Here is a 22,738-nt window from a genome sequence, read left to right as displayed (position 1 = left end):
CGGGATGATCGGTGCGCTCGCGGCCAAACAGCCTCTTTCTCAAGCCGAAGCGATTCGTCTGGCCACGGAGAAGAGCGTCCGCGGCCGCAATCTCTATACGGAGCAAACGGTCGCCGAACTGACCGCGATGCTTGCCGCCGCCGAAGAGGAGGTGCGCCGCGCCATCCTCCGCTACAAGAGCCTCGGCTCCCTCCCTGACAACAAGCTCGCCGCCCTCGAAGGTCTCAAGAAACTGCAAACCGACATCCAGGAGACCACGAGCCGCCTACACCGGGAGCAGACGCTGCTTTTCCGGAAGACGGCCAAAACATCCTTCCGCCAGGGCGTCTACCGAGGCATCGACGAATTCGCCGCGGCCCAGCTTCCCTTCTACCGTGACTTGACCCCGGAAGGTATCGACAAGCTCGCCACCCGAGTGTTCACCCTGGTGGACACAGATGCCCTCGATTTCATGACCAATTACAACCTGGTCTTGGCCGGCGACGTCCACCGCGAGCTGGCCGACGGCGTCAAACGCGTCGTGATGGGTGGCATCGCCACCGGTAAGGGCGTCGAGGACATCGTCCGCGACCTCGGGCGCGTGGTGAAAGACCCGGAATCCTTCCGTTATGCCGGTTCCAAGGTGTTCACCAAGGCCCAGTACCGCATGGAGGTGATCGCCCGCACGGAGGTCCTGCGCGCCCATAACCAGGGGCGACTCAAGTTCCACGACCAGGTCGGAGTCCGGAAGCTCGAATGGATGACCATGGAGGACGAGCGGGTTTGCCCGGTCTGCGGACCGCTGGACGGCAAGGTGTTCGACACGAACCGCTTTCCCCAGCAACCGGCCCATCCCAACTGTCGCTGCACGAGCGTGGTCGCGTGGCCCCTGGTGATCTGCGGAGGAGAGCTGGGGGCGAAAGCGGCGGCTGAACCCGCCGCGTGCATCATCCCGCCCCAGAGCATCGAAGAGCAGGCGAAGACCAAGGCGGCGGAAGACGCAAAGCTCAAGGCAGCTTTCGAGGGCGGACAGATCGCCGACCTGAACACTTTGAGCGTGAAGCAACTCCAGACCCTGGCCAAGCAGAACGGCGTCTCCATCGCCAGGACCAAGGCCGACTTCATCAAGCTGCTCGATGCGGCCGAGCCCGGCGTGGACCATTCCACTCTCGCGGGAGCCGGGCTCGACGCCAAGCTCAAACAACACAAGATCGGCCTGCTCCGCACCAAGGACGACCTGATCCAACTCCTCGCCCAGAAGCAGGCATCCCTCAAACAGGCGCAGCAACTCGCCGAGCAGCTCAAGAAAATCCAACCGACCGGAGGGCTGCACGACCTCACCGTGGTCGAGCTGCAGGAGATGGCCAAGGCCAAAGGCATCTCGCTGAACATGACTAAGCAGGACGTCATCGACCTTCTCGATGAGTTGGAGCCTGGAGCGGATCACGCGGGGCTCAAGGGCGGGTCCCTGATCGACGCCAAGAAGAAGCACCACATCGGCCCGCTCAAGAACAAGCAGCAGCTTGTCAAGGCGCTGGAAAAGTCGGCCGGTGAGGAACTGGCGGAAAAGGCCAAGAAGGAAGCTCTCGAAGCAGCCGAGAAGGCCGCAATCAACAAGGCGAAGCAGGCGGTTGAACAGACCGCGGCGAAAGTGGTCGTGCCGGAGTCCCCCGCAGGATACGCCGACTTTCTTTCGGCGGTGAAAGATGCGGAATCGGCGCTCGCGGCTTCGCCCGCTCTGCCGCAGGAGATACTCGAAGGACACGCCAAAGAGCTCGCTTTCAAGAAAAAACTTTTTCAGGACCAAGTCGCGTCCATGAAGGTCGGCGACCTCAAGACCCTGGCCAAGGACACCAAGGTCAAGCATTGGCAGTGGGCGAACAAGGATGAACTGGTCTCGTTGTTCACGGAGACCGATCCCGCCAAGATCGAGGCCGCCAAGGCCGGCATCGAAACGAAGCACGTAGCCTGGCTGGAAAAGCACGGCGGCAAAAAGAAAGTCGCCGCGCCTGAACCTGCGAAACCCGCGCCGACTCCGAAACCGACGCAGCCGTCCCCGCCGGTTTTCACCAAGAAAGGCGCTCAGTTCGAGGAGACGGACGCGGCGTGGATCGCCAAGGGCAAGTCGGGGAACTTCAAGCCCGCGGGCAAGGCCCAGGTCGGCGGCGCGCACAGCAAGGAGTTCTGGACCGATGAAGCGGGCGACCGCTGGCTCTTCAAGCCGGTGGAACGCGGTGGCGATGAGTTCATCGCCTATGGAGAGGAAGCCGCTTACAAGATCGGACGCCTCATCGATCCGGACGCCGTGGAGGTCCGCACCATCCGTCTGAACGGACGACTCGGCTCTATCCAGAAGTGGCGGACCGACCTGAAGGATCGCTTCGACTTCGCCGGATTGGACCTCGCAGACCTCACCACCCTCGACATCGAGCAAATTCAGCGGGAGCACGTCGTCGACTGGCTGATTTCCAATCACGACGGCCACGCCAAGCAATTCCTGCGGGGTCGTGACGGGAAGGTCTACGGCATCGACAAGGGGCAGATCTTCAAATACCTGGGTGAGGACCGCCTGGCCGTCGACTATCACCCTAACGCCAAGTACGGCGAACAAGAGCCTTTCTACAATACGGTTTTCCGCACCGCCAAGGAAGGCAAGGTCAAGATCGATCCCGCGGCGACCCTGCGCTACATCCGCGAAGTGGAGAAGGTCGCCGACGAGGATTATCTGGCTATTCTGCGTCCCTATGCTGAAGGACGATTCGGAGGGGACGAGTCCCGGAAGCAGGCTTTCTACGACACCGCACTGGCGCGGAAGCGGAACCTTCGGCGCGATTTCGAAGGTTTCTATGCGGATGTGTTGGGCCGTCGGGACTTCCGTTTCGAGGATGTGTTGGATGCGCTGCCGAAGACACGTCTGGGTCCGACCGAAGAGGCGCTTCTTGAGGAGGTCCGTTCGCTCGGTTGGCAGGGGAAGGTCCTGCCCTTCGATGAGGACGACATCGAGGACCAGAACGCCCTAATCTTTGTCGAGACATTGAAGGGAAAGCAGCGGACCGTGGTCAAGATGAAGGTTCGACCCGAAGCGGAGGGAAAGCTCCTGGACGCGCTGCGCAAGGCCGGTGTCGACACCACCGCCGTCCGGGTGGGTGAGGCGCTGCCGCAGGACGTTTTCGCGCAGGACATATTGTCCGCGGTGAAAACGGTCAACCACCATGCCACGGACCAACAGTACAACCAGGGGACACTCAAGAAGGCTACAGACCACCTGAAGGCGCTGAGACGTCTGGCTGACTCGACCGACCCGGACGAACGGGCCATGGCCCGAAGCTACATCGACTGGATCGAGAAGGTCCAGGAAGCCGCCCGTGAACACAAACCGGTCGCCGGACGGTTCGATGCGTATCTTAAGAAACACGCCGCGATGGAAAAGAAACCCAAGGAGGCTCCCTTCACCGTGCGCCGGACGAAGGTGCTTCAGGCCAAACGGGAGATCAAAAACGGCGAACTCGTTGTCGTGAACGAGGCGGCGGACAATTCCGCGCTCTTTCGCGGCCGCGGCATGAAGGCCGGCGAGCAATACGAAATCGACTTCGGCGACGGCACGCGCGCAGTCTACCGCCCGTGGTCGGACAAGAACCTCTATGCCCAGCAGGGCGAGTTCGAGCTGGTCCTTCCGGACAGACCTGACGCCAAGAGCCTCGAGCGGGCCATGGAACGTATGGAATCGCTGGGCATCAAGGCAGGTGCGGCCACGCCGCAGGACGCCGAACTTCTCTATCTTCACAAGCAAGCATACCTCGCCAAGGTGGACCGAGAGCCGGACTACAAGCGGCTGGTCGAGGAGCTGGACCGCCGGGCTGCGGGCAAGGAGGAACGGGTCCGGGAGATACGCGGCTTCTGGGAAAAACGGCTCGGAGTGAAAGATATCACCCGCATGCCGGGCTACGACCCAATGGGCGAATACCAGGCTGCCTTCAAGGACCCCGCCAAGCGCGCCGGCTACAGGCATCAATACCGCTTCGACATTTCCGACGCGGACATCGAGAAGCAGATGAAGGGATACGGCCTTCACCACCGTTTGACCAACGGCGAAGACGTGGCGTCGTTCATCGACGCGGCGCTGGGAAACAACGGAGCCATGGTAAGCACGGTCGAGAAGCTGCGCGCCGGTGTGCCGGTGGGCGGGATGTCGCCGGAAGCGGACATGGACACCGGCGGCGCGAGCTATTTCTTCACCCGGATCAAGAAGCTCCCGACGGCCGGAGGATCGTCCGACACGGGGCTCTACTTCAAGAAGCGAATGCTCCGGCGCATGGACGCCATCAGCTACGACCACGACGCCTTCGGACGAGTGAGGGACGAATACGTCTCGAACCACCGGGGGAGCACGCCAGAGGAGTGGAAACAGTTCGCCCGACGAGGCGGCAACGAGACGATCTTCAAGTACTCGGTGACCCTGCTGGACAACATCGACGTGATCGTGGTCGGAAGCGAGCGGGAAAAACAACGACTGATAGAGGTCTTCCACAACCGCAAAATCATGAAGCTGCCCGACGGCCGCAAGGTCGAGGACATCGTGCTGGTGAGGTGAGCATGAAAGAGTTCATCGAAAAAGAAAAAGCCCGTCTGCAGGCGCTCTTCGAGCCGTTCAACACCAGAGGCTCCTGGATGACGCTGGCGGAGAAAGGCCGGACGCCGGTCCGGGTCGGCATCGTGGACGGGTTCACCGTGACCCGCGTGGCCCCGCAATTCGACGCCGGGGGCGAGGTGACGCGTGTCGATTTCTGGCTTCTCATCCGGCTCTCCGGATACGACGAGGGCTTCCAGCACGCCCACACCATCAAGGTCGTCTCCTGGTCGCAGGACGACACCTACCTGCTCGATCTGCTCGATGATCGGGATCGCAGGTTCCACATCGAGCTCATCTTCCCTGACCAGGAACCCAACCAGGCGGCGGACTGGAAGCACTGGCGAGACTATAAGGCCGGAAACCAGGACCGATTCGAACGGATCGACGCGGAGCTTCTGAACGAGCACACCCGCATTGCGGAGGAATGGGAATGAAGCTCAGGTATATGATCGAATACGTGCTCCGCGACCAGATCCGTAACCCGCGCTACGAACCCATTGGCGTCTGGGTCCAGGGCCCGGGACCGGGTTTGGATCTGGTGATCGAGTTCCTGCCAGGGAATTCCGACGCCGAGGAAGATGCTCAGTGGGTGGTCAACCGGCTGGTGGAACAAGGTGTTCGCAGCCTGCCCGACGATTTTCTGGCTTACCACCAGGGCACCCTTTCCCAATACCGCGGCATGCGCGGTCCCTTTATCCAAACCGACGAATACCCGTCCACCGAATCTTGCGCCCGGTCGGTTATCGACCGGATCAAGTCGGGCCGCATCTCCTGATTCCCCCTCCGACACTTTTCAACGGTCTCCGGTAGGTATCCAAGCGACAGGGCTCTCGGCCTGAGTTCGGGGTTCGTCCCGGGCACGGGCCGACCGCTCACCGGCATCAACCGGATTTGTCGCGACATGACCGGAGAACCGAATGGAGCTTTTCGCAACCGACCGTGACCGGCTGGCGTTCCTCCTCGAAACGGACGCCGCCCTTGACCTGGACTTCGAAGCGCTCGAGGCCCAGGCCGAGGCGGCTGCCGAGGAGCCGTCGCCGGAACAGCGGCCCAAGTACATCACCAACTACATCGGCTCGAAGCAGAAGCTGGTGGATTGGATTTGGAAGCACACCCCGGACGGCGTGGAATCCGTCGTCGACGCGTTTTCCGGCTCGGCTGTCGTGGCCTACATGTACAAGACCAAGGGCCTGCGGGTCCTGGCCAACGACCGGCTGCGCTACTGCCACCACGCGGCCCGGGCGATCATCGAGAACGACAAGGTGCGTCTCTCCGATGAGGACCTGGAGGCGCTACTCGCGGACAACGCGAAGGCCGGAACCTTCGTCCGGGACAACTTCAAGGGCATCTTCTTCGCCAAGGGCGTCCACGGTCTGATCGACACGATCCGGTCGAACATCGACAAACTCTCGGGTTTCAAGAAAGACATCGCTCTCTTCGCCCTGGGAAAGACCTGCATGTCCGGCAAGGGCGGCTTCGGACATTTCTCGTCGTCGACTCGCTACGGCAAGCGCGAGGACACTCCGGAGGAATTCAAGGAGCGGCTGCGCAAGAACGTGGCACGCATCAACGCCCTCGTTTTCGACAACGGCAAGGAGTGCAAGGCATTCCGCAAGGACATCAACGATTTCCTGCCGGAGGCCAAGGCCGACCTGGCCTATTTCGATCCGCCCTACGCCACGGAGTTTTCGACCACCAACTACGAAAAATCCTACCACTTCGTGGAAGGGCTGATGACCTATTGGGAGGGGCTGACCCTCGTCGAGGACTCCAAGACCAAGCACTACGAGACCGACCATAAGACCGTGACCCGCGCCAACGCCGCGGAGTTCTTCGAGTCCTTCCTCGGAAACGCCAAGCATATCCCGCACTGGCTGATTTCATACCGCGACCACGCCTATCCGAACGAATCGGAGATGCGGCGGATCATCGCCTCCCTGGGACGGGATTCGTCGATGCGCTCCCACGATCACCATTACGCCATCACATCCCGGCACGGCGAGGCGTCCCACGCCAAGGAACGTCTGTTCATCTGCCGCAGGGCCGAGGGCGCGGAGCGATCCGCCAAGGCGTCCACACAGGACGAACTGAGCGCCGAGGCCGTCTGGGAGGAAACCGAGAACGAGATCCGCTACCGCGTCCGTAACCCGGACGAGTTCGAACCCGACAGCTTCCGCCGCAAGCCCCTGGATGGCGTCGACGGCGTTGCGATCATCATCGGACGCTTGAAAAAGGAGTTCGTGCCCGATGGCGGAAATCCGCGTTCCATGGTGCTGCAGGCCTACCGGTTCGTCCGCAAGACGGAGAAGAACCCGGACGGCTGGACCATGGAAAAAGCCAAGGAGTGGATCGACAAGCACGAGGCCGGACGGGCCGTGGATGCCGCCCTGCGAGTGGAGGAGAATCTGATCGCTCTGGCGGACGCTCCGCTGGGAGAATCGCTGGACCTCCTGAGCTGCCAGGCCGGGAAAGCGGAATCAGTCCGCGTCACCGGTTTCATGGGCAGCAAATACTTGATGCTCGGTTGGATCGAAAGCCATGTCCCCAAGGACGCGGAGAGCATCCTCGATGCTTTTTCAGGCGGGGCCAACGTCGCCTATCACTTCAAACGCAAAGGTCTGAAAGTCATCGCCAACGATCTCCTGCGGTATCCCCACCATCTGGCGCGGGCCGTGGTGGAGAACTCCAGCGAGACTCTGAGCGACGAGGACGTGGATCGAATCCTCGCCCCCAATGCGGACGCGGGCACGTTTATCGTCGATCACTTCTACGGCTACTACTACACCAAGCCGGTACTCCGTTGGCTCGACCAGGTCTGGGCGAACATCCAGAAGCTTCACGGCTACAAGAAAGATCTGGCGCTGGCCGCGCTCGGTACCACCGTGAAGGCCAAGAGCGCCTTTGGTCAGTTCTCGCGGTCCAAGATGCACCGCCGGGCCGATCTCGACACGGATGCCAGCCTGGAGCAATCCCAGCTCTCCAATCCGCCGCTGTCCAAGTTCATCGAGTCGTTCCGACGCTCGGTGGGCCAGCTCAACCGGCTGGTCTTCGACAACGGCAAGGAGTGCAAGGCGTTCAACCTGGACGCGGCCGAAGCTGTCCGTCGGTTCGGCGCGGACGTTCTGTACCTGGACCCACCCTACGTCACCGAGTTCGGCAGCAACGACTACGAGGATTCCCTGCATTTCATCGAAGGGCTCATGACCCGCTGGGCGGACAAGGAACTCCAGGACAATCCCCGCCGCAATTACCCGTCCCGGACACGCTACACCAAGGAATCGATCCGTTCCCTGATGGAAACAATGGCAGCCGACGCCCGCGGCAAGTACGGCACGGTGCTCCTGTCATACCGCGACCGGGCTTACCCGCGGGAGGAGGAAATCAAGGAAATCTTCGCCCAACACTACGGTCTGGTCCGAGTCCGCGGCATGGAAGTGGACTACAACATCGCCAAGGACATCGGCCGGGAAGGCAAACACGCCCGAGAGCTGCTCTTCGTCGCCTCCAAATCACGCGGCGCGGCGCGGTCCAAAGCGGATTCGCGGGCACCGGCGGCATGTCACACCTCGTTCCCCGTGGAGCTGTCGCTTGATACGTTCGCCGGGCTCCAGACCGAGGCGGCGGCATTGGACCAGGCCGCGGGCGATCCGCAGTTCACCTTCATTCTCTGCCGGGCCGGCACGAACAAGAACGGCGACCATTTCACCCCCGACGAACTGGCCGCCCGTTACATGTCGGCGGTCAACAAAAAGATCGACCTGAAGCATTCCCAGGATTTCACCGACATCGTCGGCGGCATCGTGGGGGCGGATTACGTCGAGGACGAAAGCGGCGGCCGGATCGAGTGCGCGGGGGAACTCTATGTCTCCGACAGCCCACACGCGCAGTTGGCTTACAAGCTCATCCGCAAAGGGATCATCTCGCAGGTCTCCATGGAATGCGATTACGAAGAAGGTGAGTGTTCGGTCTGCGGCAAACGGGTCGCCTCGAAGAGCGATTACTGTGTCCATCTGCGCAAGAACAAGGGCGGCGAGCTCCAGGGGCAGCCCGTCTACGAAATCCTCCACGGAGTCACCTTCACCGGGCTCGGGCTCCTCGACCGCAAAGGCGCGGACGAGAACGCCCGCATCCTGAAGGTCGCCGCGGCGGAAAACGATGGTTCGACAACCCACTCTGAAGGAGGTCCGACAATGGACGAGAAACACAAGGAAACCGAGGAACGAGCGCTGGAAGCCGCCAAGAAGAAGGACGACGGCGGCGGGACCGCGCCCGATGACAAGACCCGCCTCAAGGAACTGGAGCGGGAGAACAAGGAACTCAAGCAGCAGGTGCTCGGCCTGCAGAAGCAGCTCGAGGAACTGGAAGCTGAGAGGAAGGCCGCCGCGAACCGGAGCCGTGCCCAGAAGCTTCTGCGCAAGATCGAGAAAAACGGTCTGGCCTTCGAGTCCGACGAGGAGCGTGAGCAGGAACTCACCCGTCTGGCCGGACTTTCCGACGACGCCTTCGCCGCCAGCGAAGCCGCCTTCGAGCGGATGCTCAAGGCCGGTCCTCGCGCCCACGCCGACGACAAGGACGCCAATGAGCGCGGCGCTCCCGCGGAAACCGCAAAGGGTTCACGCGCAGGCGACGATTCGCCCCTGCGCAGCGATGCGGGCGTACGTCCGAAGGACATCGAAGACAAGAAGACGAGTCTCGAGGACCGGCTGAAGAGCGGCTTCATGGCCGCCTACCGGCAACGAGTGGCGTCCGCGACCGGCGAACCGGTTTCGACCAACTGACAAAGGAGGAATGACCATGGCTTTCATCAATCCCAATCACCGGGGCCTCGCTTACGGCGACGGCTACCTGCAGGGCGACGGCCAACTCGGCCAGGTGGTGAGGATCGTCGGCAACGACCTCTTCGCCGTGAACACCACGCCGACGGCGAAGTCCTTCGGCATTCTGATCAAGGACTACAAGAACGGAGAGATGCCCGGCATCTACTGCATGGGCGGCGTCTACGAGACCGACGTCTTCGAAGGGACCGTGAATCCCGGCGACGACCTGAAGGTTTCGGCCAACGGCAAACTCACCGCGGGCGTGCAGGCGGGCGAAGAAGTCATCGCCCGGGCCGTCTCCGTCTCCGGCGGAACGATCAAGTTCCGGCTGCTCATCTGATTAAAGGAGGAAAACGAAATGGAGACGATCCGCATGAACGTGCACAGCCAAGAATACATGGAGACGATGGCGCGCCTGATGTCCGAGGCGCTCGAGTCCCCGGAGGGGATGCGCGCGCTGGCCGCGGCCATCGCCGAGCCCATCGAACAGGAGATCAAACGCAAGGAAATCTCTTCGCTCCTGCTCACCAAGCATACTCTTCCCAAGGGCGAGCGTCCTCTCTATCAGAAGAAGCCCAAGGTCAAGGCCTACTGGATTTCCACCGAGGGCGAGGCTCAGGAGCAGGAAGTCGGCAAGGACGAAGTGGAGTTTCCGACCAACCGCATCCACTCCGCGCCCATGGTCGACGTCTCGGTGCTCAAGAACGGCAACATCGGCACCCTGATGGACATCCAGACCGCGGCCGCGGATGAAATCCGCAAGGAGATCGACAAACGGACCATCACGGTGCTTTCGGCGGCGGTTCCCGCGGCCAACACCGTGGAGGTGACCGGCGCGACCCTCACCGAGGAGGCGCTCAACGAGGCGATCTCCATCATCGAGGACCTCGAGTTGACGGTGAAGTACATCGTCATGCGGGGCCGCCGTTTCAATGACCTGCGGGGCTGGAACCTCGACCCGGAAACCAAGGCCGAGCTGCGGGCCAAGGGCGTGATCAAGAACTACGGGACCGGCGGCATTCTGTTGACCGCCGCGCAGGCCATCGACGAGGTGCTGCTCATCCCCGACGAGGAGGTGGGCAAGTTGCCGGTGCGCGAGAATCTCAAGACCGAAGCCATCGAGCAGAAGACCCGCTTCAAGACGGGCTGGCTCGTCTGGTCGGAACTGGGGCAAGGCATCACCCGCCCGGACATTCTCGCCAAAATCAAAATTCTCGGCTGACGGAGGTGAACCGTGACCGTGAAACTGAAGAACATCCGGCCGGGAGTTTTGATCATCGCCGATGTGAAGCTGCGCCTCGATCCGGGCCAGGCCTTCGAAACGGAGTCGATCTCCCCTCAGATGGAGTCGGCATTGTCCGCGGGAAGGCTCGCCCGGATGGACGGCAACGACGATCCCCGGAAACAGGACGAAAGCCCTCCGACCGGTATTCAAGAGGAAGACCTTTCTGGACTCACCGCAGCCGAAGCTATCTCCCGGATCGGCATAGAAGGCGATCCCGACAAGCTCAAAGCCCACCTGGCGGGTGAAAAACGCAGGACGGTGATCGACGCCCTTAAGAGGCGGCTGACGGAGGTGGAAGGTGGCGCTGGCTGATCTCGTCGCCGTTCTCCGGACCGACCTGTCCGATCCACAGAGCGAGTTGTTCACTGACGATGTCCTTTCCCGCTGCATCCTGAAAGGCGTCTATCGTCTGGCGCGCGACCTGGAAATCTCTCTTTCCATCGTGAACGGAGAGGTGGTTCCCGAGCCGGAAGGCGAACCGCGCGAGCTGCTGCTCCTGTTGGGCCAGATTCATGCCTGCCAGGTCATGCGGGCTCAGACCGCCAACGCCTTCGCCTTTTCCAGCGGCGACAAGCGGGTGGATAAAACCAAGCAGCCGGAGCATTGGGCCGGGCTCGAGGAAGACCTCAAGGCCGTGTACAAACAGCGGCTGAGTGAAATCAAACCGGGAGCCGCCGCATCCCCCGAGGACTACATCATCACGCCCGGCGGACTCGTGCCGGTCATTTACGATCAAGGAAGCGAGATTGAGCTGTGACCCTGCTGAGCGATCCCGAGAAAGCGTCTGCCGTCGGGGACGTAAAGGAACTGATCCTGGCAAGCTCACAGGAAGCCGCGTTGCTGCGTGCAGTCCCCGGTGAGCGATTGTATGGATCGGACGACGCCTCGTTCACTGAAGTGGAGACCTTTCCGCTCGAGTTCATCGAAACGCCTCCGGAAGATCTCGCCAACAAGATCGACGCCACGGCCTGCGTGCTCCCCGGTCTGGACGTGAGAGCGGAAGACCGGGTGCGCAGCGGCACAGACGTCTTCCGGGTACAGACCGTCGTGGAAGAGCGTCTCTTCGGCGTCGTGACCCACAAGGCGCTGAAACTGGTGCGTCAGCATGGGAGTTAAGCGCTTCGGAGATTGGGACAAAGCGAAGGCGAAACTGGCCGCCAATCCGGGAGCCCGGCTCGCTCTGGCGATCCGGCAGGCGACCATCAAGAACGCCCTATTCCTCGTCCGCGAAATCAAACGCGGCATCCGCTCCCAGGCACCGGGGGGCAAGGCGTTCGTCAAACTGGCCGAGAGCACCATCGCACGCAAGGGCTCCAGCAAGGCCCTGATCGACACCGGCTTCCTCGTCAATTCCATCACTCAGCGCATCCTCGCCGACCGGGCGTTCGTGGGGCTACTGCGCGGCACGGTCAACAAGGACGGCGACGACCTGGTGAACATCGGCGCGGTAATGGAATACGGAGCCACCATCCAGCACCCCAACGGCACGGTGATCGTCATCCCGCCCCGACCCTTCCTGCACCCCACCATGGAAAAGTACCGCGAGCAGATTATCGAGAACTACCGCCAGGCGATCCGCGCGGCTCTCTGATCTCCGCCGACACTTCCCGGCCGCCTCCGGTAGGTATCCAGCGGAACATTCGCTTGAACCGGAGGAACCTGACTTGGAAACCGTTCGCACAGTCGTCGAAAACCTTATCCGCCTGGTCAAGGCGGAGATCGATCCGGACGCGGTGCTTGTCGCCGCGGACGACGTCTTCGAGGTGCCCAACGTTCCGAGCTTGATTCTGCAAGGACCGACTCTGGCTGAAAACGGAGACCGACGCACCATGGCCCGTATGCAGGAAAAGGACATACCGAACCTCGTTTATGAGGAGTGCCGGTATCCCCGGCTCTACCACCTCGACTTCGACGTCATCGTCACCGCCGGTCACGAAGGTGAACTGCTGGACCTCCAGGAAAGAGTGTCCCGTTTCTATCAGCTCCACCCGATCCTGGCCGTGGAAGACCGAGGCTTCCTCAACCTGACGGAGATCGTTCCCTTGGGCGGATTGCGACGGGTGAACCTGTCGAACCTGCGCCAGAGCAGCGGCCGCTGCCGGATCGAGGACTGTCCGGTTTACGACGGCCTCGTCGAAACGGGCCCGCTCATCAAAGACCGGCGGTTCGAGTTCCGGGACGGCGTCGAGGAGGATCGGCTCCATACCCCATGAAACAAGGAGGAACTACAGTGATCGAGATCAAAAATCTTCTGTTCCAACCGCTCACGTTCCACCTCGCGGGAGGCGGCCGGGGGCTTCATCTGAACCCCCGCGAGCGCAGAACGCTGGGTGAGGACGACATTTCCGCCGAGATCGATGCCGCGGCAAAGCGGGGCTTCGTGTCGCTGACGCCGGTGACGCCGACCGCCCCCATACCCGAGACGTCGCGGGAAGAGCTGGTCGAGACCGAGACGGAGAACACCGGCGCAAACGGCGGCAAGCGTCGGAAACGGAGGTAACCCATGGGCACATATCTTTCACCGGGCATCTATACCCGCGAAGTCGACTTCAGTTTCTACGTCAAGCAGATATCCACCTCCTCCTGCGGCATGGTGGGCGTGGCCGAACGCGGCCCGATCAATAAGCCCGTGCTGGTCACGAGCTGGGAGCAGTTCATCAACAAATTCGGCTCCTACCTGCAGGCCGGATACCTCGCCTACGCCGCAAGGGCTTTTTTCGATAACGGCGGCTCCGTCCTTTTCGTGAACCGCATCGCCCATCTGACCGATCCCACGGATCGGAACACCCTGACCGCCGCGAAGGCGCAAGCCGTCCTCAAGGACCGGCGTGCCGCGACGGCGTCACTCGCAACAGGCACCGTCGGCACGGATCGTATCGCGTGGCGAGCGATTCAGTCTGGGGCTGCGGGAAACGCCGTCTCCGTCGAACTCGTCGTTTCGGGAAACGATACGCCGCTCTCCGTCGAGGTCTTGGGACAAGCAATCACCGTCAACCTGGCGACCGACGGGGCGGGCGATCCGGCTGCCACCGCGGACCAGGTGGTCGCGGCCGTCTCCGGGTCTCCGGAGGCCTCCGCGCTGGTCACGGCGGAAACGCAGGACACGGGCATCGTCCAAGCCGCGGCCTCGGCGAACTTGTCCGGAGGCATGGACGCGATGGACACACTCAAGGTACGCGCGGCCGATGAAGGAACCTGGGGCGCACGGCTCTCCGTTCAGGTAGAAGACGGTTCTCTCGATCCGAGCGGCGCGTTCAACCTGGTGGTCCGCCACAAGGGTGAGGTCGTTGAGGTCTTCAAGGACCTCTCCATGGACGAAGCGGCTCCGAATCATGTGGAGTTGGCTGTCAACGAACGGTCGGACTTCATCACCGTCGAGGACCTTGGAACGGTATCCGGCCTTCCGTCGGACCGGCCGGTGATCGGGGTGTTCAACCTTTCGGGAGGAGACGACGGTCTTACGGGGCTGGACGACGCCGACTACTCCGGCGATCCGTCGCAGCACACCGGGTTCTACGCTTTCGACGAGATCGACGCGCTGAATCTGATCATGGTTCCGGGCGTCACGACCGCCGAGGTGATCCACGCCGGCGTCACCTATGCGGAAAACCGCCAGGACCTCATGCTCCTCGCCGAAGCGCCCATTCACCTCGAACCCCTGGAAGCGGTGGATTTCCGCAAGGGCCAGGGGATGTATTCCCACGGGGCGTTCAACTCGTCTTATGCCGCGCTCTACTATCCCTGGATCGAGATCAACGACCCGGTGACCGGCAAGCGCAAGCTCGTTCCGCCCAGCGGAGCCGTGGCCGGGTGCTACGCCCGCAGCGACAAGAAGACCCATGTCTGGTACGCGCCCGCGGGCATCGACCGCGGCCGGGTCTTCAACGCCTTGTCCCTGGGCTACAAGACCAGCCGGGGCGAGCGGGACGTCCTCTATCCCGAGGGCGTCAACGTGATCGCTTCCTTCCCCGACAGCGGCATCAACATCTGGGGGCAGAAGACGCTGCAAAGCCAGCCCTCGGCGCTCGACCGAGTGAACGTGCGGCGGCTGATGATGTTCATCGAGGAAGCCATCGCCGAGTCCTCGCGCTTCGTGGTCTTCGAACCCAACAACCCGCAGACTTGGCGCGCGCTGATCCGGTTGATCAACCCCTTCATGCAGGACATCAAGGACAAGGGCGGGCTCTACGACTTCGCCGTCCAGTGCGACGAGGAGACCAACACCCCGGCCGTGATCGACCGCAACGAACTCGTGGCGCGCGTCTTTGTCAAGCCGACCAAGACGGCGGAATTCATCGAGCTCAACTTCGTGCTCACCGCCACGGGGGCCGATTTCAAAGAGATCTTCAAGACCGGGTAAGGAGGTAAGTCATGCGCAGCGGCAACATGCCCAAGAGTCTGTATCAGAACTGGCAATTCGCCGTCGAGGTGAACGGCTTCGACGTCGCGCTTTTCAAGAAAGGCCAGGAACCCAAGACCGAGTTCGAGGAGGTGGCTTTCGCTCCCGCCGGTTCCATGTTCGACCAGAAGGTGGCCGGACGGGTCAAGTTCGAGGACATCACTTTGGAGAAAGGGATTCTCCAGGACGGTTCCGACGAGGCCGCCAGGGAGTGGATCAAGAAACAGGTGGACGTCAACGCCGTGGTCGGCGGCCTGCCCAACGACTACATGCGCGATATCGACCTCGTCCGCTACGACCGAACCGGCAACGAAACGCGACGATGGACTCTGCACGGCGCGTGGATCAAGGTCCTGGAGTACGACGAACTCGAGGGCGCGAACACGGACAACACCATCGAGAAGCTCGCCATTTGCTTTCAGTATTGGACCTGATCCAAGGAGGTAGACCATGCACACCTTTGAATTGCCGAGCGGCCTCGAGATCGAGCTCCGGGAGATGACCGGAGCCGAGGAGGAACTGCTCACCAACCAGCGTCTCATCCGGACGGGAGACGCCGTCAACCAGGCGCTCAAGAACTGCATCGTGCGGCTGGGGGACAACGACGAACCGACGGTGAAGGACGTGCTCGACCTCCTCTCCGGGGACCGGCTGTTCATTCTGGTCCGCCTGCGTCAGGTCTCTCTCGGCGACGAGGTCGAGCTGGAACTGACCTGCCCGAACACCGCCTGCCGGGCGTCGAACGCCGTCAGGGTCAACCTGGAAGAGCTGGAGGTCACGCCATACGGAGAGGAAAGGGAATTCGCTTTCACGCTCCCCGGCTCCGGGCGCAAGGTCCGGTTCAGCTATCTGGACGGCAACAAGGAAAAACGCCTGGCCGCTCTCAAGGAGCCTTCCATCTCCTCGGCCATGCTGATCCGGATCATCGACGTGGACGGCGCGCAGCCGACCAAGAAGCTTATGAACGATATGTCGATGCGTGACCGAAGCGCCCTCCGGCAGGAAATGCTGCGGGTGGACGCGGGTGTCGACACAACCGTGGAGACCGACTGCGAATCCTGCGGGATGCGTATCCGCACCCGGCTGGAGGCGGAACCGGGTTTTTTGTTCCCCGGAGTTCGCTTGTAAGGGACGCGTTTTTTCTCGCCTACGGCGGGCTCCACTGGGGTTTCTCGGAAACACGGGCGCTGCCGCTCTCGGTCCGCCGCGAATTCGTGGAGGCCCTGGAGCGGCAGCTCGCTTTTGAGCGTGAAGAACTGGAGCGCAGGCGCAAATGAACGGAGATCTTGGACTCGGCATCATCGTTTCGATGAAGGACGCGTTCTCGCAGAACGCGGGCCGGGTCCAGTCGTCCATGCAGTCGCTGGACGCGACGGTGGCCGCCTCCAGCGAGCGCATGACGCGCAATCTCGACCGAATCCAGAAAGGCACCATGATGATCGGCGCGGGCCTGGCGCTCATGGCCGTGCCTGTCGGACTCGTGGCCTCCACCGCCGCGACCCAGAAAGCCCTGGGCGAGATGGCATCGCTCGGAATCAAGGACCTTCGCGCTCTCGAGGACGCCTCCGAGAGCTTCACCAATACTTGGGCCGGTTACAGCAAGGCCGAATTCATCAGCGCGGCCTACGACGTCAAGTCTGCTCTATCCGCCTTGAGCGACGAAGCCGTGGGCACTTTCTCCGCCATGGCCGCGCTCACCGCCAAGGCCACCAAGGCCAGCATCCAGGAGATGGTCGGCACCTTCACCACCGGGTACGGCATCTTCAAGCCGATCATGGCGGACATGACCGACATGGAGTGGGCCAAGGCCTTCTCCGGAGCCATGGCTCAGACCGTGGCATCTTTCAAGACCACCGGGGCGCAGATGGCGGAAGCCGTCAAAAACATCGGCGCGGTGGCCGCCGCCTCCAACATTCCGCTGCAGGAACAACTCGCCATTCTCGGACAATTGCAGACCACCATGCCCGGTTCGGAAGCCGGAACGCTTTACAAGGCTTTCATCATGAAAGCGGCGGAAGCGGGAGAACAGTTGGGGCTGTCCTTCGTGGATTCCACGGGGAGACTCAAGGGGGTCATCCCCATTCTCCAGGAGATCAAGTCGCGATTTCCGGACCTTTCCCAGGCAGCCGCGCAGGTGCAGATCAAGAAGGCTTTCGGCTCCGACGAGGCGGTGAAGTTCCTGCTCCAGATGTCCCAGGGAATGGAGTCCCTGGAGGGCAACATCAGCTCCATCGAACAAGCGATGAAGAGCGGCACCGCTGTCACCGAGGAAATGGCGAAGGCCATGAACATGGATATCGGGAGTCAGTTCCAGCTTTTGCGCCAGCAGGTCGGAAACCTCGCTGAAATCCTCGGCCGCACGCTCCTTCCGGTGGTCACCCCGATCATCCAGGGAATATCGAAGGCCGTCCTGTTTTTCCAGAAGCTCGCACGTTCGATGCCGGGGTTGACCAGGGTTCTCCTGACCTTGTCCATGGCGCTGGGTGCCGTGCTGGTAGTCGTCGGAGGAGTGATCGCCGCGGCCGGGACCATCGGCCTGATGCTCCCCGCCATCAAGGCGGGGCTTGCCGCCATGGGCGCGGCAATCGCCGGTGTGGGAAGCACGTTCGCGGCATATTTCCTTCCGGTGGTCGCGATCATCGGCGGTGTGGTGCTCGCCGTTTATCTCCTCAAACGGGCTTGGGAGACCAACTTCGCCTGCATCAGGGACACCATCCTCGGCGCATGGGAAAAGGTGCAACTCGTATTCCAGGGAATCCGGGCGCTCGTCACCTCGCTCTCCGGCGGAGCCGGAACCATGTCGGCCGACCTGGCCCAGAAGCTCGAACAGGCCGGACTGATGGGACTGGTGGTCACGGTCTTCCGCATCTACTACCGGGTGCGCCAGTTTCTGACCGGCTTGTGGGAGGCATTCTCCGACGCGTTCGGAAAGATCAGGGCGATTCTCGAACCCGCGGTCCGGGCGCTCATGCAGGCTTACGGCATGCTGTACAAAGCGATCTTCTCGGTCCTTGAAATCTTCGGCTTGGCGGCCTCTTCCGCCGATGCCTCCTCCTACCGGAGTCTCGGCGAGACCCTCGGCACGGTGCTCGGTGTGATCGCCAAGGTCGGCGCGTATCTCCTTAAGTTCGTCATCTACAACCTGGCGGCCGTCATCACGGTGGTGGCTTGGGTGGTGCGCGCGGTCGTCTGGCTCGGCAAGACCATCGTCACCGCCTTCATCGAGGCGGGGAAGTTCATCTACAAGTTCTTCCTGCCGGTCAGGCTTTTGGTCGAGGCGCTCCGCATGGCGGCCCGGGTCGTCCATACAGTCTGGCAGGTCCTCACCGGTGACCTCTCCGTGCTCGACGGGCTCAAGGCCATCGGGGGAGCGATCTTCGATTTCCTGGCCACGCCGTTCCGCTGGGCCCGGGACGTGATCGTCGGTGTCTGGGATTTCATCAAGGGACTCTTCTCCGCCGTCGGAAGTTTTTTTGCTTCCGCGGCATCGGCTTTGACTGCGGCCTTCATGAACCTGCCTCTGGTCCGAACGCTGGCCGATGTCTTCGGCGTGGTGCGGGGATTCTTATCCGGCGACACGACTTTCTTCGAGGCGGGCAAGGCGATTCTCGTATCCGTCGGAAAAGGCATCTGGTCGGCGGTCACCTATCCGTTCGAGACGCTCAAGAAGGCTCTCGGGTGGCTCCGCAGACTGCTGCCTTTTTCAGACGCGCAGACCGGCCCCCTGTCGGACCTCACGGGCTCCGGCGCGTCCCTTCTCAAGACGCTGGCCAAGGGAATGCTCGGCGTCCTTTCCCTGCCGGGCAAGGTTCTGAGTCTGGCGCTGCAAGGAATGCTGAACGCGGTCCGCTGGGTGTGGGACGGTTTGAAAAATCTGGGAAGCGGCATCCTTGCGGCGGTCACCTGGCCGTTCAGAAAAGGAGCGGAGGCCGCGTCCGCCGTCTGGCGCACTGTCGGCACTGCGGCATCGAGCGCTTGGAACGGGCTCATAACGCTCGGGCGTGGCGCTGCGGGCGTGTTGTCCGCGCCCTTCGGTTGGATGCAGTCCGCAGCCGGGACCGCATGGAACGGCATCGCGAGCGCCGCAATCGGATTCTGGGGGAGCATCGGGAGCATCGGGCGCACGGCTTGGTCGCTCGTCAGCACGCCCTTTTCGTGGATCGCTGATTCCGCGGGAGCGGCCTGGGACCGGGTTCAAACCTCCGCCGGCGCGGCCTGGGATGGAATCGCCAACCTTCTGCAGGGTGGATGGAACCGGATCGGTTCGCTGTTTCAGTCGTCCTGGTCGCTCCTGTCCGCACCATTCGACTGGATCGCAGGAACCGCTTCCTCCGCTTGGAGCCGGATCACCGGCATGGCGTCGACGGCATGGGACAGCCTCAAGACCATGGCGCAGAGCGCGTGGGAGTGGATCAAGGCCCCGTTCGAGGGTTTGGCATCGGTCGTATCGTCCGCATGGGAACAAATCAAAACCTCCGCATCGAGCGCCTTCGGATCTCTGGTGTCCAGCGTGTCCGCACTGGCGGGATCGGCGTTCGAGAGCGGCAAGGCGTTCATGACCGCGGTGGGCGACGGCATCAAGTCCGCCGTGAGCGCGCCGTACCAAGCCGCCAAGTCGGCCCTTTCGTTCGTGCGGAATCTGCTTCCGTTCTCCGATGCCAAGGAAGGCCCGCTCGCTGACTTGACCCGAAGCGGTGCGGCGCTGATTCAAACCCTGGCCGGAGGCATCACCAAGGCGGCGTCCGCGCCCGCCGAGGCCATGACCCGCGCATTCGGGTTCATGAACGGGCTGACCGGCAAGATCGCCGCTCCGGCCATGTTGGCGGGAACTCTGGCGCTCACACCGGTCATGGCGGGAGAAGCTCCCACGATTGCCGCTTCCTTGGAAAGCACCGGAGCGGCGGTTCCGATGGAGCGACCGGCCGCATCTCTTCCCACCGGCCGGGCCCGTCTTCTCGGCGAGACCAAAGGAGCGCTCGGCCCGGAATCCGGCATGCCGTCCGCACCTCCGGGAGAGACGCTTCGCCCGGTGCTCGAATCCTTGCTGGCGAAACTGGAGCAACTCGGCGAGCGGCCCATCGAGGTGTCGGTGACCACGCTGCTCGACGGACGGCAGGTGGCCCGTTCCGTGTACCGGGACCTGCGCGAGCGCAAGATCAAGAACTACGAGACGCTGTGAGGAACGCATGAAACGGGTATTCATTTGCAGCCGGTACGCCGGGGATGTTCCCCGGAACACGGCGACCGCCGAGCGGCTTTGCCGGAAAGCGGTGGAGCGCGGTTGTGCGCCCTTTGCGCCGCACCTTCTCTACACGCGCTTCCTGGATGACGGGAAGACCTCCGAACGCGAGGCAGGCATCGCCTGCGGCCTGACGTTCATGGAGTTCTGCGACGAGGTCTGGGTGTTCACCGGCGAAGGCCTTTCCGACGGCATGCGCCGGGAAGTCGATCATGCCCGGCGTCTGGGCAAGCCCGTGGTCGAGGTGGAGGTGCTGTAGCCGTGGCCTGGGACCAGAAAGAGATCACCGCATACCTGGTGGACGTGGACACGGGCGACTACCTCGATTTCCAGTACAACCCGAACGACATCGTCGACGAGAAGAGCACGGCCTATGCGGCCATCAAGATTCCGGGCATGAGCCATCCCCGCTACCAGTACGTGGCCGGCGAACCGCGCAAGATCGGTTTCAAGCTGGTCTTCTTCAAGGGGGCGGTAAAGGAGTCGGTGGACTGGCTGCGCTCACTGCTCTATCCCGAACACGCCGGAACCATGCTCAAGAATGCCCCGCACCGGGTGATCTTCATATTCGGAGACCTCTACCCGGGCGTGCTCTGCGTCGTCCGCCAGGTGAAGGCCCGGTTCTTCCACATGTTCGACCGGGACAACCTGCTGCCCCAGCATGCCGAAGTGGACGTGATGCTCGAGGAGTACATCGACCAGTCCGTGGACTACTCGGAGGTGCGCGGATGATCGGACGGCGATCCAGATACGCGGCATCCATACTCTACACGTCGGGAGAAGGGGATTTCCTGGGCACGCGTCTTCCGACCGAGGGCAAGCCACGCCCCGACGACCGGTTTCACACGGTGGTCGAGGGGGACCGGGTCGATTTGCTCGCCCATCGCTATCTGGGACAGGCCGATCTCTGGTGGATCATCTGCGACTACAACGACATTTTCTTTCCCATGGAACTGATGCCGGGGACCATCCTGCGCATCCCCTCGGCCGAACACGTCAGCATGCGGCTTCTGGACTGAGTCCCCGGACTCATACATCCATCCCGACACCTCGCGCCGCGCGCCGGTAAGTATCCGGTGGAGTCCGTCTTTCAGGCGGGCCGACTGGAGATCGGCGCATGGATATCGACACCTTCAAACCGACCTTTCTGATCCAGATCGAGGGGCAGACCCTCTCGGCGGATATCACGCAAGAGATCACCTCCTTCGTCTTCGAGGACAACGAGGAGGAACTCGACGTGTTGGAGCTCGCGGTCACCGACCGGAACCTCCAGTTCGTCGACGATCCTCTGTTCCAGGAAGGCAACGAGATCGTCGCCCGTTTCGGATATGTCGGCAACCTCTCGCCGCGCAAGAAAGCAGTCATCAAGGACATCGACTACGACTTCCCGGAGGACGGCGATCCGACGATCCGCATCAAGGCCTACGACAAAGGTTTCAAGCTGGCCGGGAAGGAGAACCAGAAGGTCTGGCAGAAGCCCGCGCCCGGCATCCTCTATTCCGAGATCGCCGAAGAGATCGCAGGGACCAACGGCCTCACTCCGGTGGTCACGCCCACGAAAGCCCGCCATCTGCGCGTGACCCAGAGCAACATTTCAGACGCCCAGTTCCTCAAGGAGCTGGCCGGAAAGGCGCGCGACAAGGACGGCGACGGCGTCACCGGATACGTCTTCTACATCCAGGACGACGAGCTGCATTTCCATCCCCGCGATCTGGACAAGAAACCCGCCGCGATCCTCGAGTACTTCACCGACCGCAAGGGCGTTCTACGTTCCTTCCGCCCCTCGACGCAATCACAGGGGGCCAAGGGAGCGGGCGTCGAGACCAAAGCCGTGGGCGTGGACCCCCGCAAGAAAGAGCCGGTCGAGCACAAGGCCAACAACGAGACCACCCCGGAGCGGACATCGCTCGGCAAGCGGACCTACCTGGTGGACGGGAACACAGGCGAGGGGGCGTTCAAGGAGCAGGAGTCCGGGCAGGTGGTCCCCACCTTTGACCGTTCCGAGGGCTTCCACGAGGAGCCCCGGCAGGAACCGGCACAGGACCTCTCCGAGGGGAAATTCCGCGAGGCGGAACTCCGCCAGGTGGAAGCTGACGCGGTGACCATCGGCATCCCCGCGCTGCGCGCCAAGCAGAACGTGGAGGTCAAAGGCGTGGGCCGCAAATTCTCGGGCGTCTACTACTGCCATTCGGTCCGCCACGCTTTCGGCGAGGGTGGATACCACTGCGAACTGAAACTCAAGAAAAACGCCCTGGGCAAAGGGGCCGGCGACAAGTCGGACGAGGCCAAGGGCAAGCAGAACGACCAGGAAGCGCCGCCCACGCCGAAGGAAGAGCCGCCGCCGATGGTGACCATCGACGCGGACAGCGGGCGGAGGCTGTAAGGAGGA

General features: G+C 62.4%; 19 protein-coding genes and 2 pseudogenes. All 21 read left to right on the top strand.

Going from position 1 to position 22,738, the window contains the following annotated elements; all coding sequences use genetic code 11:
- Positions 1 to 4: 4 nt before the first annotated feature.
- The 21 genes and pseudogenes from HPY67_15280 (at position 5) to HPY67_15180 (ending at position 22,732) form a co-directional block, all read left to right on the top strand.
- Entirely contained in the window at positions 5 to 4,570 is a 4,566-nt protein-coding gene (locus HPY67_15280) for a minor capsid protein (protein NPV06079.1), read from the top strand.
- Complete coding sequence (locus tag HPY67_15275; protein ID NPV06078.1) at positions 4,567 to 5,043, top strand: hypothetical protein; 477 nt, start codon at positions 4,567 to 4,569, stop codon at positions 5,041 to 5,043. The genes HPY67_15280 and HPY67_15275 overlap by 4 nt, the downstream gene beginning before the upstream one ends.
- Complete coding sequence (locus HPY67_15270) at positions 5,040 to 5,384, top strand: hypothetical protein (GenBank protein ID NPV06077.1); 345 nt, start codon at positions 5,040 to 5,042, stop codon at positions 5,382 to 5,384. Before HPY67_15275 ends, HPY67_15270 begins: the two co-directional genes overlap by 4 nt.
- A gap of 142 nt (positions 5,385 to 5,526) precedes the next feature.
- Complete coding sequence (locus HPY67_15265) at positions 5,527 to 9,387, top strand: hypothetical protein (protein NPV06076.1); 3,861 nt, start codon at positions 5,527 to 5,529, stop codon at positions 9,385 to 9,387.
- A 16-nt stretch (positions 9,388 to 9,403) separates the two neighbouring features.
- Positions 9,404 to 9,766, top strand: coding sequence for a hypothetical protein (locus HPY67_15260; protein ID NPV06075.1), 363 nt, complete (start codon positions 9,404 to 9,406; stop codon positions 9,764 to 9,766).
- An 18-nt stretch (positions 9,767 to 9,784) separates the two neighbouring features.
- Positions 9,785 to 10,648, top strand: coding sequence for a hypothetical protein (locus tag HPY67_15255; protein ID NPV06074.1), 864 nt, complete (start codon positions 9,785 to 9,787; stop codon positions 10,646 to 10,648).
- A gap of 18 nt (positions 10,649 to 10,666) precedes the next feature.
- The gene (locus tag HPY67_15250; GenBank protein NPV06073.1) at positions 10,667 to 11,023 is read left to right on the top strand and encodes a hypothetical protein; all 357 of its coding nucleotides are present in this window, start codon (positions 10,667 to 10,669) and stop codon (positions 11,021 to 11,023) included.
- Positions 11,010 to 11,468, top strand: a complete 459-nt coding sequence (locus tag HPY67_15245) for a hypothetical protein (protein NPV06072.1) — start codon at positions 11,010 to 11,012, stop codon at positions 11,466 to 11,468. Before HPY67_15250 ends, HPY67_15245 begins: the two co-directional genes overlap by 14 nt.
- Positions 11,465 to 11,827 (top strand): hypothetical protein, encoded by a 363-nt coding sequence (locus HPY67_15240; GenBank protein ID NPV06071.1) that lies wholly within the window; start codon positions 11,465 to 11,467, stop codon positions 11,825 to 11,827. Before HPY67_15245 ends, HPY67_15240 begins: the two co-directional genes overlap by 4 nt.
- Positions 11,817 to 12,302, top strand: coding sequence for a hypothetical protein (locus HPY67_15235; GenBank protein ID NPV06070.1), 486 nt, complete (start codon positions 11,817 to 11,819; stop codon positions 12,300 to 12,302). Before HPY67_15240 ends, HPY67_15235 begins: the two co-directional genes overlap by 11 nt.
- Before the next feature lie 73 nt (positions 12,303 to 12,375).
- On the top strand, positions 12,376 to 12,924 hold the full coding sequence (locus HPY67_15230) for a hypothetical protein (GenBank protein ID NPV06069.1): 549 nt from the start codon (positions 12,376 to 12,378) through the stop codon (positions 12,922 to 12,924).
- A gap of 17 nt (positions 12,925 to 12,941) precedes the next feature.
- A pseudogene (locus HPY67_15225) lies at positions 12,942 to 13,148 on the top strand (hypothetical protein).
- 66 nt (positions 13,149 to 13,214) lie between these two features.
- A pseudogene (locus HPY67_15220) lies at positions 13,215 to 13,544 on the top strand (phage tail protein).
- Positions 13,545 to 13,859: 315 nt separating this feature from the next.
- Positions 13,860 to 15,071, top strand: a complete 1,212-nt coding sequence (locus HPY67_15215) for a phage tail protein (protein ID NPV06068.1) — start codon at positions 13,860 to 13,862, stop codon at positions 15,069 to 15,071.
- Positions 15,072 to 15,082: 11 nt separating this feature from the next.
- Complete coding sequence (locus tag HPY67_15210) at positions 15,083 to 15,544, top strand: phage tail protein (protein NPV06067.1); 462 nt, start codon at positions 15,083 to 15,085, stop codon at positions 15,542 to 15,544.
- Positions 15,545 to 15,560: 16 nt separating this feature from the next.
- The gene (locus tag HPY67_15205; GenBank protein NPV06066.1) at positions 15,561 to 16,238 is read left to right on the top strand and encodes a hypothetical protein; all 678 of its coding nucleotides are present in this window, start codon (positions 15,561 to 15,563) and stop codon (positions 16,236 to 16,238) included.
- 145 nt (positions 16,239 to 16,383) lie between these two features.
- Positions 16,384 to 20,289 carry a phage tail tape measure protein gene (locus HPY67_15200; GenBank protein NPV06065.1) on the top strand — a complete coding sequence of 1,302 codons (3,906 nt, stop codon included), beginning with the start codon at positions 16,384 to 16,386 and terminating at the stop codon, positions 20,287 to 20,289.
- Between the two features lie 7 nt (positions 20,290 to 20,296).
- Entirely contained in the window at positions 20,297 to 20,608 is a 312-nt protein-coding gene (locus HPY67_15195; protein ID NPV06064.1) for a hypothetical protein, read from the top strand.
- 2 nt (positions 20,609 to 20,610) lie between these two features.
- A complete protein-coding gene (locus tag HPY67_15190; GenBank protein ID NPV06063.1) occupies positions 20,611 to 21,081 on the top strand; it encodes a hypothetical protein in 471 nt (156 codons plus the stop codon).
- The gene (locus HPY67_15185) at positions 21,078 to 21,368 is read left to right on the top strand and encodes a hypothetical protein (protein NPV06062.1); all 291 of its coding nucleotides are present in this window, start codon (positions 21,078 to 21,080) and stop codon (positions 21,366 to 21,368) included. Before HPY67_15190 ends, HPY67_15185 begins: the two co-directional genes overlap by 4 nt.
- Positions 21,369 to 21,466: 98 nt before the next feature.
- Positions 21,467 to 22,732 (top strand): phage late control D family protein, encoded by a 1,266-nt coding sequence (locus HPY67_15180; protein ID NPV06061.1) that lies wholly within the window; start codon positions 21,467 to 21,469, stop codon positions 22,730 to 22,732.
- Positions 22,733 to 22,738: the final 6 nt, after the last annotated feature.

The sequence above is a fragment of the Syntrophaceae bacterium genome (genome assembly GCA_013177795.1).
In the GTDB taxonomy this organism is placed as follows: Bacteria; Desulfobacterota; Syntrophia; order Syntrophales; family UBA2192; genus UBA2192.
This window is presented reverse-complemented; position numbering and strand designations above follow the sequence as displayed.

What these genes read in the sequence shown, in the direction of transcription:
- HPY67_15280 (NPV06079.1), top strand. Translation starts at nt 5, where the DNA reads ATGATCGGTGCGCTCGCGGCCAAACAGCCTCTTTCTCAAGCCGAAGCG.
- HPY67_15270 (NPV06077.1), top strand. Translation starts at nt 5,040, where the DNA reads ATGAAGCTCAGGTATATGATCGAATACGTGCTCCGCGACCAGATCCGT.
- HPY67_15265 (NPV06076.1), top strand. Translation starts at nt 5,527, where the DNA reads ATGGAGCTTTTCGCAACCGACCGTGACCGGCTGGCGTTCCTCCTCGAA.
- HPY67_15260 (NPV06075.1), top strand. Translation starts at nt 9,404, where the DNA reads ATGGCTTTCATCAATCCCAATCACCGGGGCCTCGCTTACGGCGACGGC.
- HPY67_15255 (NPV06074.1), top strand. Translation starts at nt 9,785, where the DNA reads ATGGAGACGATCCGCATGAACGTGCACAGCCAAGAATACATGGAGACG.
- HPY67_15235 (NPV06070.1), top strand. Translation starts at nt 11,817, where the DNA reads ATGGGAGTTAAGCGCTTCGGAGATTGGGACAAAGCGAAGGCGAAACTG.
- HPY67_15215 (NPV06068.1), top strand. Translation starts at nt 13,860, where the DNA reads ATGGACGCGATGGACACACTCAAGGTACGCGCGGCCGATGAAGGAACC.
- HPY67_15210 (NPV06067.1), top strand. Translation starts at nt 15,083, where the DNA reads ATGCGCAGCGGCAACATGCCCAAGAGTCTGTATCAGAACTGGCAATTC.
- HPY67_15205 (NPV06066.1), top strand. Translation starts at nt 15,561, where the DNA reads ATGCACACCTTTGAATTGCCGAGCGGCCTCGAGATCGAGCTCCGGGAG.
- HPY67_15200 (NPV06065.1), top strand. Translation starts at nt 16,384, where the DNA reads ATGAACGGAGATCTTGGACTCGGCATCATCGTTTCGATGAAGGACGCG.
- HPY67_15195 (NPV06064.1), top strand. Translation starts at nt 20,297, where the DNA reads ATGAAACGGGTATTCATTTGCAGCCGGTACGCCGGGGATGTTCCCCGG.
- HPY67_15185 (NPV06062.1), top strand. Translation starts at nt 21,078, where the DNA reads ATGATCGGACGGCGATCCAGATACGCGGCATCCATACTCTACACGTCG.
- HPY67_15180 (NPV06061.1), top strand. Translation starts at nt 21,467, where the DNA reads ATGGATATCGACACCTTCAAACCGACCTTTCTGATCCAGATCGAGGGG.